Source organism: Spiroplasma endosymbiont of Aleiodes alternator (assembly GCF_964031135.1).
In the GTDB taxonomy this organism is placed as follows: domain Bacteria; phylum Bacillota_I; class Bacilli_A; order Mycoplasmatales; family VBWQ01; genus Spiroplasma_E.
The window spans coordinates 949,029-967,108 of the sequence record NZ_OZ035008.1; the positions used below are offsets into that span (position 1 = coordinate 949,029).

Here is an 18,080-nt window from a genome sequence, read left to right on the forward strand (position 1 = left end):
CATTAATTTATAACTCCAATAGTATTAATAAGAATTCTTACTATTATTGCCATAGTAAATAACGATATACCTAATACTAAAGTGGCAATAGAAAATAACTTACTTCAACCACGTTCTTTAGTACTAGCAAATAATTCTTGATTACCCCCACTTAAAGCACCAAGTCCATTATGATTTTTTTTACCTTGTAATAAACCTAAAATTACTAATAATATAGCGATAATTAAGGCAATAATTTCAAAAGCAAAAATAATGTTTTGACTCATTTTGTCACTTCCATTTCTTTATAATATTATTAATTTTACACTTAATTTTACTAAAAATAAAAAAAATTTCATAATTATTATTATGACTTATTCCAAAATTAAAATTTTAATTATGAAATAAGCCTAATATGTTATGTTTTATAATTCTTTTATAGGAAAATTTATTAACTTTATTCTGGTTCAATTTCTAAGTAATTTCCAACAGCATTTGTTACAATCTTTCATCCATGTTGATTGGTCATCATATAAAAAATGTTTATTTCTGAAAAATTATTATACATAACTTTAACCAAAGTTTTTAAATTACTATCACTTAAACTATTTGCTAAGGTTCCTATCAATTGTGGAAATTTAGTAATTTCACTTAATTTTTTTCAAAAAGTTGATAGTCATCTTTATTATCTTGATAAATTTCTGCTAATTTTATTCACATATCATTACTAATACCTAATTTAATTTTACTTGATTCTGTATATTGTGGAGTTTTATTGTCTAAAGGTATGTAATATTTTTCTATTTTATTATATTGATTATGGAAATTGATATCAGCATTATGAGCATGCGATCAATTATACACTAAATATGCTATTCCACCAACTATAATTACTCCAGCCACAACTCATCCAATAGGCCCTCCTTCAATCATAACAGATGCACCACCTTCAACAACCTCTTCGCCAATAGCAATCGCACCTTCTTCACCAACCTCTAATAAAGGCACTGCCTTCTTCTGTTTCAACTACTGTTGTAGCTTGTGGAGAACTTATTCATTTAACAACTTTATATGCAGGTGGAATACTCATAGTTGTGGTAGTGGCTAGACCTTTTCATAAATATTCATTTTTATTAGATGTTATAAAAACGATTCCATATTTATGCAATTCAACAATTTTTTCAAATTGTGTTCAACTAGCATCAGTAAAATGTTGTCCATAAATTTCTGTTAGTTTTTTTCTTACATTATTTTTACTTTCCGTAGATGTGGTGTGATAAATATCTAATAATTTTTGATCAATAATTTGTGTTTTTAAAATATCACACTTTGGTTTCTGATTTATTCTAGAGCCTGTACTTTGATTACTTTGTTGATTTCTATTTCTAGAACTAGTTCCAATGTTAAAAGATTGTTCAGATGTTGATGGCAAAACAGCGCTTCCACCTGCTGAAGGTGAAGGGGTTGTTGTTGTAGTGGTGTGTAAATTACTTGGTTTATAATTTGATATATCTTCAAGTGTAGTAAAAGTAACACTAAAATCACAATCATAAATAATATTCAAATTTTCTGTAAATATTATACTGTTTGGACGAAACATATGTTATAGCGGAATTATTAATGTAGTTGAAGTTAAAAATGGAGAGAAATCTATACCCGGCACAAAATCGAAATGAAAAACTAAATCAGGATTTAATTCTCATAACCTTTCCATAATAGTACTCGGATCATTACGTCTAATTTGTCCTAAATTAGTATTTCTAAGTAAAGTCGATAATCTTACGCTTTGTTCATTAATAGTAAAAGTTACATTTAAATCACTATCAAAAACAATATGAGGATTATGAACATCTAGAATAAAGTAGACACAGAATTGTAACCTTTGTGTTAAAAATACTTTAAGGAAGGTGTTCATTTTTTTATGGCTAAATGACTATCAAAAGAAGAAAAGTTAAAAATAATAAAAATAAGTAAAATTAAAACAATTGATAAAACCGCATTAGAGTATGGTATTGGTCGATCATCAATAAAAGAATGAATTAAAGCATATAAAAATTATTAGGTGAAAAAGGTTTAGAATATGGCAATGGAATTCGTGCTAAAAAAACCAAAAGAACAGGTCGACCCAAATCTTTAAATTTTAATGAAATGACAAAACAAGAATTAATTGAATATATTGAGGCAATGAACGATATAAAAAAGTATTTAGAAAAATTGACAAAAAAGAAGAAATATTTTGTGATTTTCTCATTGAAGAAAAAATATCAGATTAGTTATTTATGTTGATTATTAAATGTTTCAAAATCAGGATATTATAAGTGAATTAAGAATGGAATGAATGAATTTAATAAATGAGATACATTTTTAGCTAATATAATTAAAAATATTTTTTATGAATTTCAAGAAATTTATGGTTATAAAATGATAACTTTATGAATTAACAAAATTTATAATTTGAAATTAAAATTTCATATTGTATATAGATATATGAAAAATATGAGTTTAAAAGCTAAGGTTCGCATAAAAAAAATTGATTATAGAACTAAATCTGGAAGTTTAAGATATGATAATTTATTAAAACGTGATTTTTCAACTACTAATTTAAATGAAAAATTAGGTACTGATATAACTTATTTATTAACTAATGGTAAAACATATTATTTATCAATTGTTAAAGATTTTCATAATAATGAAATATTAGATTATAAAATAAGTGCAAGTTTAGACATGACATTTGTTGTCCAAAACATTATCCAAGCTTGAGTTAATGCTCAAAAACCTACTTCATGAATTTTACAATCAGATCAAGGATTTCACTATACAAATCCTTCTTATAAAATTTTATGTGATGAATTAAAAATAAAAATTTCAATGTCTAGAAGAGGTAATTCCTGTGATAATGGTGCTACTGAAACTTGATTTGGAACAATGAAAACAGAATTTCTATATCAAATTCCAAGAAAAAATAGAACTATTGAATGAATACAAGACAACTTACCTAAATATATTTACTTTCCTGAATTGTAAATATAAATGGGACAAATGGGACAGTTTTTAAAATAATTGTATTAAGTCTATTGGGCTTTTATAAGATAGTGATTTTTTGGGTGTAGAATTAATTTGAAATGCTATAGCATTTAAGTCTTTTTGTTTATATAAAGATAGATCTGTAGATTTTGGTAAATATCTTCTTAAAATACCATTATTATTTTCATTTAAACCTCTTTGACAAGGTTTGCCAGGATCTGCAAAATAAATCTTAACATTGCAAATTTTTTCGATTAATTTTCATTTACTAAATTCTTTACCACGATCAAAAGTAATAGTTTTAACTGTTCCTTTTTGTAACTTTGAAATAAATTTTATTATACTTTTTGTAATATTTTCTGCTTTATGTTTTTTAGAAACTAAAGGAATTGTGGTTTTTGATCATATATCAGCTAAAGTAATAATAGAACTTTTATGATCTTTACCAATGATAGTATCACCCTCTAAATGACCAAATTCTTGTATATTTTTAATATTAGGAATGATTAAATTTCTTTCATGAATAGATTTACAATTATTAATTCGTCCTCTAGTTTCTTTTCGTTTATGAGGTTTATTTTTTCCTTTTCTCAATAAGTTATTTTCATCAAAACCCATTCGATTTGTTTTAAACATGTTATATAAAGTTTTTGTTGAAATACTTTTTATTTTATTTTCCTTTAAAAAATTAGCAATTATATCAAGCGCATAATTTTTAGTAATTAACAAATAATTAATAGTATTAATTTCTGTTAAAGTTAAAATTATTAATTTTCTACCTGCATTTTTCTTCTTTTTTTGAATTTGATTCAATATTTCTAATCGTAATAAGTTTTGATTTAATAATCTGCAAACTCTATGTACAGTTGATTTACTATAATCAACAGCTTTTGCTATTTTACGAATTGAAAATTCATAACTTTTATATTCTTTTATTGCTATTATTGATTCAATAGTCAGATACTTATACATTGTGCTAATTCCTTTCTTTTCTTAATTATAGAATTAACACAATTTAATTTTTATATAAATGTCCTTTTTAATTTTACAATTCAGGTTTTGAAAAAATATTTAACTTATTAATAAAATCCTTTCATGTCAAAATTAGTGTTAATTATATAACACAATTGTTTTTAGAATACATTCAGTTTTTTAAAATTAATGTTCTGGTAAAAAATCTAAGAAACAAGAATCAACCATTCCAAAAACAACATATTAACTATTTTATATATCTTTCAACGATGAAAGTCCATTTTTAAGTAAAAAATATATGTTATAATTTAATAAATAAGTAAAAAATATTATAGTTAGGGTGAGAAAATTGAAAAAAAAAATTGGTATTGTCGCTGATTCCTCTTCAGGATTTTCAATTAAAGATTTAAAAGAAATGAATATTGGATTTTGTCCATTATTAATCACTTTTAGTGATGATACAACTATTACTGATGACCCTAACATTCTAGAGGATGAAGAATTCTATAATAGAATAGTTCATGAAAAACAATCTGCCAAAACTTCGCAAACACCACTTGGTCAAATGAGTATAATTTGAGAAGATACTTTAACTAAATTTGAAAAGATTATTTTTATTCCTTTATCAAAGGGGTTATCGGGTCAATATAACACTGCTACTATGTTATCAAAAAAATCTAATTTTAAAGATAAAGTTTTTGTTTTTGATAGTAATGGTGTTTCAGTTATTAACTGACTATTAGTTAAAAAAGCATATCAAATGTCACTTAACGAAAAAAATAATGTTAATGATATTATAGAAGCACTAAAATTAATAAGAGATAACTATATAGCATTTATTTTACCTTATGATTTAAATTATTTAGTTCGTGGTGGTAGAATTTCAAAATCAGCAGCAGCCTTAGCTACTATGTTAAAAATAACTCCAATTTTATCTTTTGACGGAACCATTGATAAATTTGATAAAACAAGAACATGAGATAAAGCTATTAAAAATACTCTTAAAGAAATTAATAAAAGTAAAAAAATAGAAAGCATTACTCTCTTTTACATTATTCATGCTTTTGCTGAGGCAAAAGAAATAGAAAAAATTACAAAATTTGTTAAAGATTATGGCATTAAAAACGTCAAAACTATTAATTTAGCAAACGTAATTTGTGCTCATACAGGAATTGGAACCTTCAGTTTTGTTGCTTTTAATTTAGATAAAGATAAGTTACCAAAATTATAATAATAAAAAATTCACTTTTATGAGAAACATTTAAAAGTGATTTTTAATAATGGCAGGGGTGGCAGGACTCGAACCCACAACACTCGGATCTGAAGGCCGATGTTCTACCATTGAACTACACCCCTAAAATATTTAATTTAAATAGTACATGTTCAATTTTACGCGAAAGAAGTTTTAAGTTCAATTAAAATTTCATTTTTTTTATTTTTAATTCACATTTATCACAAATTCCATGAATTTCTAACTTATAATGTGAAAAATAAAAATTATTTTTAGTTGCTAATTTTTCAAGTTTTTCTTCTTGTAATGGTGAAATTTGTTGTTTATCTTCGAAAGAGGCATGAATAATTTTATTACAAAAATTACAAATAATATGAACGGTATTTTCTGATAGTTCATAAATTATTTGTTTTCCTTCAAAAACATTAGCATGAATAATATGTTCTGTCATTAATAAATCAATAGTATTATAAATACTCATAATATTAATATTATCATTACCTTCTTTTGTTAAAAAACTAATAATATCATTAATACTAACATGTTGCTTAAGCGTTAATACTTTAATAACTGCTTTACGAACATCAGTTAAACGATAGTCTTTATCTTTCAACTTTTGGATAATATTTTCAAAATTTTTATTCATACTAATCTCCTGATAAAATATAATATTACTTTTTTTTATTTTCAATTGCTACTAATCTTTCAATTTCATTTATTAAATCTTGAACTGTTTTTGTTTGTAAATCCAGTAATTTATTATCATTAATTTTTACATTATGTTTTTCTTCTATTTTAATAACAATCATTACTAATTTAAGAGAGTCAATTTTTACATCTTTAAATTTAGTTTTGGGTGTAATTTTTTCTTTAATTTCTGGATAATCTTTTTTAATAATTTGATGAATTTCACTTAAAATATCCATAAATTCACTCCTAATTTAAATCATTTTTATTAATAGTTATACTTAGTATAACATAGAGCATTAAATTTTATTTGTTATTTTAAAATATCATTCTTGAACTTGTCAAGAAAAGTGGACAATAAAAGTAACCTTTTATTAAATTTTATAAAATAGCGTTTGTAAGTGTTAAATTTATAGGTATGAACTAATTATTTGTTGGTTTGGAATGAGCTAATCGATATTCGATTGGACTCATTCCTTTTAATTTTATTTGAGGTCGATAATTATTATAAAAGTAAATATATTTAGGTAAGTTGTCTTGTATTCATTCAATAGTTCTATTTTTTCTTCGAATTTGATATAGAAATTCTGTTTTCATTGTTCCAAATCAAGTTTCAGTAGCACCATTATCACAGGAATTACCTCTTCTAGACATTGAAATTTTTATTTTTAATTCATCACATAAAATTTTATAAGAAGGATTTGTATAGTGAAATCCTTGATCTGATTGTAAAATTCATGAAGTAGGTTTTTGAGCATTAACTCAAGCTTGGATAATGTTTTGGACAACAAATGTCATGTCTAAACTTGCACTTATTTTATAATCTAATATTTCATTATTATGAAAATCTTTAACAATTGATAAATAATATGTTTTACCATTAGTTAATAAATAAGTTATATCAGTACCTAATTTTTCATTTAAATTAGTAGTTGAAAAATCACGTTTTAATAAATTATCATATCTTAAACTTCCTGATTTAGTTCTATAATCAATTTTTTTTATGCGAACCTTAGCTTTTAAACTCATATTTTTCATATATCTATATACAATATGAAATTTTAATTTTAAATTATAAATTTTGTTAATTCATAAAGTTATCATTTTATAACCATAAATTTCTTGAAATTCATAAAAAATATTTTTAATTATATTAGCTAAAAATGTATCTCATTTATTAAATTCATTCATTCCATTCTTAATTCACTTATAATATCCTGATTTTGAAACATTTAATAATCAACATAAATAACTAATCTGATATTTTTTCTTCAATGAGAAAATCACAAAATATTTCTTCTTTTTTGTCGATTTTTCTAAATACTTTTTTATATCGTTCATTGCCTCAATATATTCAATTAATTCTTGTTTTGTCATTTCATTAAAATTTAAAGATTTGGGTCGACCTGTTCTTTTGGTTTTTTTAGCACGAATTCCATTGCCATATTTTAAACCTTTTTCACCTAATAATTTATATGCTTTAATTCATTCTTTTATTGATGATCGACCAATACCATACTCTAATGCGGTTTTATCAATTGTTTTAATTTTACTTATTTTTATTATTTTTAACTTTTCTTCTTTTGATAGTCATTTAGCCATAAAAAAATGAACACCTTCCTTAAAGTATTTTTAACACAAAGGTTACAATTCTGTGTCTACTTTATTCTAGATGTTCAAACTTTATATAACATGTTTAAAACAAATCGAATGGGTTTTGATGAAAATAACTTATTGAGAAAAGGAAAAAATAAACCTCATAAACGAAAAGAAACTAGAGGACGAATTAATAATTGTAAATCTATTCATGAAAGAAATTTAATCATTCCTAATATTAAAAATATACAAGAATTTGGTCATTTAGAGGGTGATACTATCATTGGTAAAGATCATAAAAGTTCTATTATTACTTTAGCTGATATATGATCAAAAACCACAATTCCTTTAGTTTCTAAAAATCATAAAGCAGAAAATATTACAAAAAGTATAATAAAATTTATTTCAAAGTTACAAAAAGGAACAGTTAAAACTATTACTTTTGATCGTGGTAAAGAATTTAGTAAATGAAAATTAATCGAAAAAATTTGCAATGTTAAGATTTATTTTGCAGATCCTGGCAAACCTTGTCAAAGAGGTTTAAATGAAAATAATAATGGTATTTTAAGAAGATATTTACCAAAATCTACAGATCTATCTTTATATAAACAAAAAGACTTAAATGCTATAGCATTTCAAATTAATTCTACACCCAGAAAATCACTATCTTATAAAAGCCCAATAGACTTAATACAATTATTTTAAAAACTGTCCCATTTGTCCCATTTATATTTACAATTCAGGATTTGCTAATGTTAATTTTGCTTGTTCATATTTAACAAAAATAGCAGCAATTAGTTGCTTATCAGCACTTATTTGTTCTTTCATTATTATCACCTCAATAATAATTTAAGAACAAATAATTATCTTTCCTCTATTTTATTTCTATTTAACTTACTAATTTTAATATGATCTTGCAAAATAAGTTCAGACACTATTAGGAGTTTGACACTTAAAACAATTACTTGGTTTTTTATACGGTTCTAAAGGAATACAACGTGATGTTGTACCAGTTAAACTTTTAATTTCTTCTTCACACTTTATTTGATCACAAAAAGGTACAATAAAGAAACCTTTATGAATTTTAACTAATTTATGATATTCATTGAAATCTGTTAACTCTTTTAAACTTGTATTTAATTTATTTTGTGAATTATTAAATAAATCTTTATTTAATTTATTTAATTGATTAATAATAGTTGTCACTAATAGTTTTTCATTATTAATTTTAACATCAATAGTATCTAAATTATGACGTAAAATTAATTTAATTACTTGGTTTTCAATTTCTTGCTCACCAATTGCAATAGCAATTGGAATGCCTTTAATTTGACTTTCACTTTTCTTATAAGAAAAACTTTTATTATCTTCATTTATTAATACTCGGAAATGAGAACTTAAAATTTTAAATATTCTTTCAACAATTATTTTAACTTTATCACTTTTAGGTGATAAATTTAAAAGCATAATCTGATGCGGTGCAATTGTAGATGGCAATACTAAACCCAGATCATCGCTATGCGCCATAATTAAAGCACCAATTAATCTTGTCGATACACCTCATGATGTTTGATATCCTAATTCTTGTTTATTGTCTTTATTACTAAATTTAATATTAAATACCTTTGTGAACTCTTGACCAAAATAATGACTAGTACCGGCTTGTAATGCTTGTCCATCTTGCATCATAGTTTCAATTGTATATGTCATTTTTGCCCCAGCAAAACGTTCGTGAATTGTTTTTGCACCAACAATAACTTTAATTACTAATTGTTTTTCAACAAAATCAGCATACAACTTAATCATTTTTAATGTAAAGTTTTTTGCTTCTTCATCGTTATTATGCATTGTATGTCCTTCTTGTCATAAAAATTCACTAGTTCTTAAAAATGGTTTTGTATTTTTTTCTCATCTAACAACATTACATCATTGATTATATAATAATGGTAATTGTTTATATGAACTAATTATTTTTGAAAAATGACGACAAAATAAAACTTCTGAAGTAGGACGAATAATTAGTTCCTCTGATAATTGATTATTTCCAACTTTAGTTACAGTTGCACATTCTGGTGCAAAACCCTCAATATGATCTTTTTCAACTTGAAATGCTTTTTGACTAATTAAAAGTGGTAGCATTACATTTTCAATATTTAAAATTTTAAATCTTTGATTTAATAAATGTTGAATATTTTCTCAAATTGCATATCCGCGAGGACGAAAAATAATGGTACCGGCCGCTGAACCATTTTCTGCACCATAATCACAAAGTTCTGCTTGCTTAATAACATCAGTATATCATTTGGTAAAATCAATCTCTCTTGCTGTAATATTTTTATTCTTTGCATTATTCATAATGATCTATTCACCTTTCGTTGATTGACTTTTATGTCACTTCCAATAATTTGGGTAATTTAAAGCATCTAGCACTTTATTTGCTTGTTCTGATTCTAATACTTTTCCTAGTAAATAGTCAACCTTTAATCCTTTTAAAACAATAATTTCAGGAACGTTAATAATACCACGAGCTAAAATATTTTTAATACCTAAAATTCTTAAATAATGCAAACAAATAATAACATCAATATATTTACTAAAACTAAAAGTAACTTGTTCTAATAAATTAGAAGTTAAAACTACATAATCAGGCTTAAAATGATTAATTAATTTAAAATTATCAATATGACGTAAATCATGAGTAAAAGAAATTTTTATTTTATTACTACGAATAGTTTTAATAATTGAATCATACTTATTCCAACTATTAATTTCACCAATATCTTGAAAATCAAAAATTAAATCACAATTTTCAAAAAGATTTTTTCTTTTATTAACAAGAGCAATTAACTTTGTTAAAATAGTTTTATCTTGTAACTCAATTAAACTAACAGGAAGAATAAGGTTTTTTTCTTGTTTTAATTTCGCAAATTTTTCAAATGTTTGAATAAATAAAGGCTCATTTACTTTTCATCACAATCCTGAATCTTGAATATTACGCATCAAAACAATAAACGAAACATAATAAGAATTTTTAACAAAATTTCATCAAGCATAGTAACAATTTGGTTCATTTGAATTATCACTTTTATATACTGGTCTAATACTAACACTTAATAATTTTTCCATTTGTTCTGATTGTAGAAGTGAATAATGATTATAATCGGGATAATTTAAAATATCATTTGTCTTCAATTTGATTTCAATTAAGTCTCTACTTTGTACTACTTCTAATTGATTCTTATCAATAATTTTATTATATAATATATAGACATTTGAAGCATCAGTTTTTACTGAAGCATAAACACATAATATTTGACTTTGAATCTGCAAATAACTACTTTTTTCTACTAAATTACGTTTAATATAACTATTTATTTTTTTTTGGAATCGATATAAATTTATTTTCTTATTTCTAGAATAAATTAAAAACTGACCATCATAATATTTACAAATAATAGTATTATCTAATCCTAAAGTTATTTTACTATAATATGAAATTAATAATTCCATTCGTTCAATATTATTAACAGTTAAAATATTTTCTAATGCTAAATAATTCTTTATTTTTATTAAAATCATATATTCAAATTGACTATTTATTTTTTTATTATATTTTTTTTGACTAAAATTATCTAAAATAGTTTGTACAAAAACTGATTTTACCACTGTTAACTCATTTTGTTGTAAAATAATTGCTTGTGAAATAGCAAAACGATTATAACGAATATTACTTTGCATTTGACCATACAAAACTTTATTATTATCAAAATAATCAATTGATAAATCATAAACAATAACTTTACTTCCTAATTGAAAGGAAACCGAAAAATGACACGGCTCAAATGGAACTTTATTCACTAATAAATCTTGAATAAAAATTTCAATTTTTACTTTAGTTTTACGATTCATCATTGATTTAAATACAAACAATGAAATTCGTTTTTTACGATTTAAAACTTCTAAGCGTTCAGAAAAAGTAATGATTTCATTTTTTAAATCAATTTTCAATGGAACTAAACTTAACAAATCACCATGGATAACATTATAATATTGATTATTACGATGATTTAAACGTATAAATAAAATAATTATTATTGTCATAAAAGGAATTAAAGCAATAATTACAATTGCAGATCAACGCATAATTTTACCTCCATTTAATCAGAGCCTAAAGTAATATTACCATTATTTCCTTGGAAAAGTTTTAACTTTAGTCTTTGATTATCAATATATAATTTAGCTAAACGAAACATTTTGCGATCTTTAACCAAAATTCAATCAATAGCTTCAACAGGAATTGTTTCGTATATTTGAACACGATTAGTATCAACATTTAAACCTCAATCTTTAGTAGTGCTTTGAAATAGTTTATGAATATCAACAGAAATAATAGCTATTTTATTAACATCAACATTTTGCTCTGCACATCACTTTCAAAAAAAATGACGTGTTGAATTACCTAACTCTAATTCTAAATAAGTAGCATGTTCTAAATAAGTTCAAACAATATATTCTTGCTTTGGCAATAATTTAATTTGTGAAGAAGGTTTAATTCCTTGTTCTAATATTAAAGTAATATTACTAACATCAGTATAAAAAAATAAGTTAAAAATATTTTTATTTTCTAAATGTTTAATAATTTGAATAGTTGATCTTCTTCTAAAATTTAAAAAAATATTATTACGTTTTTTATTATTCGTTGAAGTAGAAAATTTATTAGATTTTTTTTGTTTTTTAAACCTATTAAAAAAAGGAGTTTTTTTTTCATTGTCTTCTGATAATTTAGAAATATCCAAATTAGGTTGATTTTCATCACTAAAATATTCTTTAATTTTTTTAATTCGTCGACTTCAACCCATAAATTATGACCACCTTATTATTAATATTTACCTAATTATACTAAATTTTTTTAAAATAATGGTGCTAAAATTCTAAGCAATAATAAAAATACACCCCGATAGGCAAAACTACGATGTAGTAGTGGATTACTAATAATTAAACTAGAATGAATAAAATCTTTTTCAAATGAAGTAGATAAATCACTATTTGTTTTACTATCATAAACAATTACTAAAGTTTGATGATCTGAATAAAGACTACGATAATCAAGATTAGTTGAACCAATAATAGTAATATCATCATCAAAAATACCAGACTTAGAATGGTTAAAAACATTATTATATTCGTAAATTTTAACACCTGACTCAATCAATGAATCATAATAAGTTCTTGACATGTCTAATGATAAAAATTTATCAGTAATTCCGGGTAATGATAATCTAACATCAACACCAGAATAAGCACTATTACGCAATGCAGTAATTAAATCGCTAGTTGGAATTAAATAAGGAGTACTAATTCAAACTCGCTTTTTAGCATTACTAATAAATTTAATAAATAAATCTTTTTGAATTGTTTCTTTAGTAATAGGTCCATCATCAATTACTTGGACAATAATATTATTTTTAATTTTTATTTCAGATTTTTCAGCACTAATATCAAGAATATTACCAGTAATAAAATGCCAATCTTGTCTAAATATTAAATCAATTGATTTAACAGCTTCCCCAACAATTCTAATTTGGGTATCTCTTCAAAAGCCATACTTTGCAGAAAGATAAATATAGTTATCTGCTAAGTTAACTCCACCAGCATAACCAATATTCCCATCAATAATAATATCTTTACGATGATTACGAAAATTATAATTTCCTGTCATAAATGGTAATCTAACTGGTGAAAATTTATGAATAATAATTCCCATTTTTTTCATTTTTCATATTTTATATTTTGATAAACTAAAATATGAACCAACAGCATCATAAATCATATAAACTTTAACTCCTGCTTCAATCCTTGCTTTTAAAACATTAATAATTACTTCTAATAGCTCCCCTTCACCAAGAATAAAATAATTAATAAAAATATAACTTTTTGCTTGTTTTAAATCTTCAATTAATTTAACAAATTTATTAGGACCATTATTTAAAATTTGAACATCAGTATTATTATAAAATGGTCGATGAGAAATTCTTGTTGTATAGTTAAATAAAGATAAAGTATCTTCACTCAAAGTTATTTTTTTTGATTCTAAAATTGAATTAGCAAAAGTTCAATCTTCTTGGGTATAAAAATAACTATTTGTTTTTAAATAAGCTTTTTGTTTTCGTCGATAACGATAAGGACGACCAAAAGTTCAATATAAAAAAATACCGATGATTGGCAAACATAAGGTAACCATAATTCATGATAGTTTTGCATCTTGCATACGATTGGTAATGAAAATAATAATACCAGTTAAAATAGTTAAAGTAATAATTATCATCAAAATAATTCATGAATATTTAATATAATTAAATATAACAAAAACTATTGTTGCAATCAAAGCAATATATAAGATTAATGATAAAAGTAAGTTTACTCGTTTACGCATGATTTCTCCTTAATATAAAGAGTTCTTTATTAAATTATATCTAATTATTAATAAATTTATTATTTAAAAGTAAAAAAAGCAATTAATGCTTTTTAAATAATGGCGGAATGGGAGAGATTCGAACTCTCGCGACAGTTTCCCGTCCTAACTGATTAGCAATCAGTCCTCTTCAGCCTCTTGAGTACCACTCCAAAGTTATAATAATTATTTTTTTACAATTATTATTATAACTTTAATTTTAAAATTTACTATGTATTTTTTAATTTTTTTTAAAAATCCTATATTCCAAAATAAAATTTCACTATTTTTTAAATTAAATAAATAATATATTACTAAATTTGTTACAAATTTATTTTTTTTTACTTGAAACTACTATTTAATTTATACAACACAAACATTGCATTGATAATTTTCACTATCCTCTAAAACCTCTTGACGAATACGAACATAATAAATTGATGAACAACCTTTTTTAAAGGCTCTAATATAAGCTTTATTTAAATCACGAGTTGTCGCTTTATCAGTAATAAATAAAGTTAAAGAAATTGCTTGATCAACGTGCTGTTGTGCAGCTGCTACAATATCAATAATTGGATTAGGACCTAATTCATATCCACCTTCAGTGTAATATGATAAATTATTATCATCAATCTTATAAGCAGGAACATAAACACGACCTAATTTCCCTTCTTTTCGTACCTCAACAGGAGCGACTACCGGTTGTAGACTTGGTGTACACGAAGATAAATAACTAATTGAACCAGTGGGTGCTACTGCCATTAAATGTGAATTAGCCAATCCCGTTTCTTTAATTTTTATTACTAATTCTTTCCATTGCTTCTGAGTTGGAATCATAATGTTATATTTTGTAAATAATTCTTGTATTTTTTTTGTTTCAGGAGTTCATTTATCTGACTGACATTTTATATATTTATCAAAATATGAACCATCAGCAAATTTTGAATTTTTAAATCCACCAAAACTTCCAAATTTTAATGCTAATTTATTTGAAGCACTAAAAGCATGATAAGCCATAACATAAAAGAAAATATTAGTAAAATCAATTGCTTCTTTTGAATCATAAAAAATATGATTTGTTGCTAAAAATCCATGTAAATTCATAGCGCCTAAACCCAAAGCATGATTTTTTTTATTTCCATATGCAACTGACGGAGCACTAGAAAAATCACTACTTCTTGATACGTGGTCTAATGAATGAATTGCTTGAAAAATAACCTCACCAAATTCACTTCCACTTTCCATTACTTTTGCAATATTAATACTTCCTAAATTACAACTAATATCTTCACCAATTTCTTTAAAACTTAAATCACTATTAAATTCACTAGCTGTACTTACTTGAATAATTTCACTGCACAAATTACTCATAACAATTCTACCGGGATGAGCATTATTTTTATTTACTGTATCATCAAATAATAAATAAGGATATCCACTTTCAAAATGTAATTCAGCAATCATTTGAAATAATTTGCGAGCACTAATAAAATTTTTACTAATATCAGGGTTTTTTAACATATTATAATACTCTTTAGTAATAGAAATATCTGTCATTGCTTTACCATAAACTTTTGCAATATCATAAGGACTAAAAAGTGCCATCTGTTCATTGTTTTTTGCTAATTCAAAAGTAATATCAGGAATAACTACTCCTAAAGACATTGATTTAATACGAATTTTTTCATCTGCATTTTCACGCTTTGAATCTAAAAATAACATAATATCTGGATGATGAACATTTAAATAAACTGCCCCAGCACCTTGTCTTTGACCTAGTTGATTAGCATATGAAAATGAATCTTCAAGAATTTTCATAACTGGGATAACGCCTGTTGCTTGATTTTTAATATTTTTAATTGGAGCTCCAAATTCTCTTAAATTTGTTAAACACAAAGCAACTCCACCACCACGTTTTGATAGCTGTAATGAAGTAGTAATAGCGCGAGCAATTGATTCCATGTTATCTTCAATTCGTAAAAGATAACATGAAGTGTATTCACCTCTTTGTTTTTTTCCTGCATTTAAAAATGTGGGAGTAGCTGGTTGAAATCTACCAGACATAATTTGTCTTAAAATTTTACTAGCATGTTCAATATTACCATCAGCGAAAAATAAACTATTCATAACAACTCTATCTTCATAATTTTCTAAATATTGTTTACCATTAAAACTTTTTAAAGCATAAGAATTATAAAATTTTAAAATACCCATAAAACTCGTAAACTGATAATTAAAACTGTATGCTTCATTTGTTAATCGTTCAATTTCCCTAATTGAATATTTATTAATTATTGTTTCATCATAATATTGATTTTTTACTAAATATTCTATTCTTTCTTTAACGGTTTTAAAAAGCAATAAATTTGGTTTAATATGATTTTTCATATAAGATTGTGCTGCTTGCAAATCAAATTGTGCATTATTAGTAGTTTTTGCTCTAGCATTTAAAGTAACATATTCATCACTTTCTAAAGTTCCAGATAAAGTATTTATTTCATTGGTATTTTTTTTATCTTTATCTCAAAAATCTACTAATATATTTTTTATTGTTGATACATCATTATTAGTTCCTAATAATTCAAATTGAAATAATAGTGGGACATTTAATTTTTTTGAAAGAATTGGCCCGGCAATTGCAAAAGTATCACCAAAATTAGTATTCCCCGACGCAATAATACCACGACAAAAATTACGATTTTGCTTATTATTTAAAAATTTAATTACCTGTTTAGGAACCGCCCCTTCTTTAATATCACCACCCCCACTATATGTTGGTGTTATTAACACATAATCTTTATCAACTAAAATTTCCTCTTGTAAATCGTGAGGAATTCTTGAATTTAAAACCTCTAATTTTTGAATAAAACGATGAGTATTATTTGACAAAGAAGAAAAATAAACAACATGAATTTTTCCCTCTGGCTTTAATATTTTTTGGTTTGAAACTTTTACAACATCATTATGCATTTTTTTCTCCTTTAAAATTAAAATTCTCAATCTTCATCTTGCGTTTCTACAGTAATGCCCATTACATAAGATGAACCATTACCTGAAAAGAAATCGTGATTTTCATCAGCTCGAGCTGATAATTGATTAAAAATTTCTGGCTTAATTCTTGTTTGTTCTTCACTAAAAGGTGAATCATATCCTAAATTTTGTAAAAACTTACCAGCATTATATAAACTAAACTTAATAGCATCTTCAGCTAAATTAAATTCTTGATATAATTCTGTTAAATATTGCTTTTCTAAATCAATTAATTTAAACAATAAATCAAATACAAATTTTTTCATTTCATCTTGTTTTTCTTTTGGTAACTTTTCAACTTTTCTTTGATATTTATAGCCACTATAATAATTATGAATAACTTTATCACGTAAAATTAATCTAATAATATCTGAAGTATTAGGTAATTTACTACGAGCAGATAAATAAAATGGTAAATAAAAACCACCATATAATAAAAAACCTGGCATTAAAGCGGCAGCTACTTTGGATTTTAAAGGATCATCACTTGTATAATAAGGAATTAGTGCACGTGCTCTGGCTTGTAAACTTTCATTATTAATTACTCATTCATGAGCAGATTCAATCTGCTCACTAGAACATAAAGTTGAAAAAATTGTTCCGTATGATCGAGCATGAACTGCTACCATAAAAGCAAAATTTGTGTAAATAACTTGTTCATGATCAGTTAAAGAATTAGGTATTTGTGCGATATCACCAACTGTTGCCTGAATTGTATCTAATAAAGTTAAACCTGTAAATGTTCTTGTTATTAACTCTTGTCATTTTGGATTTAATGTTTTTCAAGAAGTTAAGTCATTAGAAACAGGAATTTTTTCTGGTAACCAAAAATTTTGAGTAATACGGTTTCAAACCTCTAAATCTTTTTCATCATTGATTACATTTCAATTTACAGACCGCATTTTTCCATTAAAATTTTTCATAATATATTCTAATGGTGACTGTGATTGTTGAAAATATTTGTTATCTTTTGCCATTTATTATTACCCCTCTACTTAATTACACAACTAAAAACATCCCCTATATTATATAAAGGATGTTGTCATTATTAAAAATTACTTTATTAAAATTACAAATATTAAAAAATAAAAGCAATTATTAAAAATA

The 18,080-nt window shown here is 24.4% G+C and carries 17 protein-coding genes, 2 tRNA genes and 1 pseudogene; 4 read left to right on the top strand and 16 right to left on the bottom strand.

Annotated features, from left to right (window positions below):
* Positions 1-2: 2 nt before the first annotated feature.
* From secG to ACQH20_RS05625, 4 genes are all read right to left on the bottom strand, one after another.
* Entirely contained in the window at positions 3-266 is a 264-nt protein-coding gene (gene secG, locus ACQH20_RS05610; protein ID WP_174480339.1) for a preprotein translocase subunit SecG, read from the bottom strand.
* Between the two features lie 170 nt (positions 267-436).
* Positions 437-607 (bottom strand): hypothetical protein, encoded by a 171-nt coding sequence (locus tag ACQH20_RS05615; protein ID WP_286642093.1) that lies wholly within the window; start codon positions 605-607, stop codon positions 437-439.
* Positions 608-630: 23 nt separating this feature from the next.
* Positions 631-987 carry a hypothetical protein gene (locus ACQH20_RS05620; protein ID WP_425376815.1) on the bottom strand — a complete coding sequence of 119 codons (357 nt, stop codon included), beginning with the start codon at positions 985-987 and terminating at the stop codon, positions 631-633.
* A gap of 595 nt (positions 988-1,582) precedes the next feature.
* Entirely contained in the window at positions 1,583-1,894 is a 312-nt protein-coding gene (locus tag ACQH20_RS05625; protein ID WP_425376816.1) for a hypothetical protein, read from the bottom strand.
* Between the two features lie 6 nt (positions 1,895-1,900).
* Between ACQH20_RS05625 and ACQH20_RS05630 the strand changes: the two genes are divergently transcribed.
* Both ACQH20_RS05630 and ACQH20_RS05635 read left to right on the top strand, forming a co-directional pair.
* Positions 1,901-2,041 (top strand): hypothetical protein, encoded by a 141-nt coding sequence (locus ACQH20_RS05630; RefSeq protein WP_425376817.1) that lies wholly within the window; start codon positions 1,901-1,903, stop codon positions 2,039-2,041.
* Positions 2,042-2,127: 86 nt separating this feature from the next.
* The gene (locus ACQH20_RS05635) at positions 2,128-3,006 is read left to right on the top strand and encodes an IS3 family transposase (RefSeq protein ID WP_425376818.1); all 879 of its coding nucleotides are present in this window, start codon (positions 2,128-2,130) and stop codon (positions 3,004-3,006) included.
* Between the two features lie 27 nt (positions 3,007-3,033).
* On the opposite strand, the gene ACQH20_RS05640 is transcribed toward ACQH20_RS05635, so the two are convergent.
* Positions 3,034-3,978, bottom strand: coding sequence for an IS30 family transposase (locus ACQH20_RS05640; protein WP_425376819.1), 945 nt, complete (start codon positions 3,976-3,978; stop codon positions 3,034-3,036).
* 349 nt (positions 3,979-4,327) lie between these two features.
* On the opposite strand from ACQH20_RS05640, the gene ACQH20_RS05645 reads away from it, so the two are divergent.
* Positions 4,328-5,209 (top strand): DegV family protein, encoded by an 882-nt coding sequence (locus tag ACQH20_RS05645; RefSeq protein WP_425376820.1) that lies wholly within the window; start codon positions 4,328-4,330, stop codon positions 5,207-5,209.
* A gap of 50 nt (positions 5,210-5,259) precedes the next feature.
* On the opposite strand, the gene ACQH20_RS05650 is transcribed toward ACQH20_RS05645, so the two are convergent.
* The 4 genes from ACQH20_RS05650 to ACQH20_RS05665 form a co-directional block, all read right to left on the bottom strand.
* Positions 5,260-5,334, bottom strand: a tRNA-Trp gene (locus ACQH20_RS05650).
* 59 nt (positions 5,335-5,393) lie between these two features.
* A complete protein-coding gene (locus ACQH20_RS05655) occupies positions 5,394-5,855 on the bottom strand; it encodes a Fur family transcriptional regulator (protein ID WP_252319930.1) in 462 nt (153 codons plus the stop codon).
* A 25-nt stretch (positions 5,856-5,880) separates the two neighbouring features.
* Positions 5,881-6,135, bottom strand: coding sequence for an acyl carrier protein (locus tag ACQH20_RS05660; RefSeq protein ID WP_174480328.1), 255 nt, complete (start codon positions 6,133-6,135; stop codon positions 5,881-5,883).
* 184 nt (positions 6,136-6,319) lie between these two features.
* Positions 6,320-7,498 carry an IS3 family transposase gene (locus tag ACQH20_RS05665; protein ID WP_425376778.1) on the bottom strand — a complete coding sequence of 393 codons (1,179 nt, stop codon included), beginning with the start codon at positions 7,496-7,498 and terminating at the stop codon, positions 6,320-6,322.
* Positions 7,499-7,564: 66 nt separating this feature from the next.
* Between ACQH20_RS05665 and ACQH20_RS05670 the strand changes: the two are divergent.
* A pseudogene (locus tag ACQH20_RS05670) lies at positions 7,565-8,197 on the top strand (IS30 family transposase); the annotation flags it as partial.
* Between the two features lie 198 nt (positions 8,198-8,395).
* Here the strand turns inward: ACQH20_RS05670 and proS are convergent.
* The 7 genes from proS to nrdF form a co-directional block, all read right to left on the bottom strand.
* The gene (gene proS, locus ACQH20_RS05675) at positions 8,396-9,847 is read right to left on the bottom strand and encodes a proline--tRNA ligase (RefSeq protein WP_425376821.1); all 1,452 of its coding nucleotides are present in this window, start codon (positions 9,845-9,847) and stop codon (positions 8,396-8,398) included.
* 6 nt (positions 9,848-9,853) lie between these two features.
* A complete protein-coding gene (locus ACQH20_RS05680; protein WP_342218680.1) occupies positions 9,854-11,635 on the bottom strand; it encodes a hypothetical protein in 1,782 nt (593 codons plus the stop codon).
* 14 nt (positions 11,636-11,649) lie between these two features.
* Entirely contained in the window at positions 11,650-12,351 is a 702-nt protein-coding gene (locus tag ACQH20_RS05685) for an acetyltransferase (RefSeq protein ID WP_425376822.1), read from the bottom strand.
* A 50-nt stretch (positions 12,352-12,401) separates the two neighbouring features.
* Positions 12,402-13,925 carry a cardiolipin synthase gene (gene cls / locus ACQH20_RS05690; protein WP_425376823.1) on the bottom strand — a complete coding sequence of 508 codons (1,524 nt, stop codon included), beginning with the start codon at positions 13,923-13,925 and terminating at the stop codon, positions 12,402-12,404.
* A 100-nt stretch (positions 13,926-14,025) separates the two neighbouring features.
* Positions 14,026-14,116: transfer RNA gene (locus ACQH20_RS05695), tRNA-Ser, on the bottom strand.
* Positions 14,117-14,306: 190 nt separating this feature from the next.
* Positions 14,307-16,913, bottom strand: a complete 2,607-nt coding sequence (gene nrdE, locus ACQH20_RS05700; protein ID WP_425376824.1) for a class 1b ribonucleoside-diphosphate reductase subunit alpha — start codon at positions 16,911-16,913, stop codon at positions 14,307-14,309.
* A 17-nt stretch (positions 16,914-16,930) separates the two neighbouring features.
* Positions 16,931-17,950 carry a class 1b ribonucleoside-diphosphate reductase subunit beta gene (gene nrdF / locus ACQH20_RS05705; RefSeq protein ID WP_425376825.1) on the bottom strand — a complete coding sequence of 340 codons (1,020 nt, stop codon included), beginning with the start codon at positions 17,948-17,950 and terminating at the stop codon, positions 16,931-16,933.
* Positions 17,951-18,080: the final 130 nt, after the last annotated feature.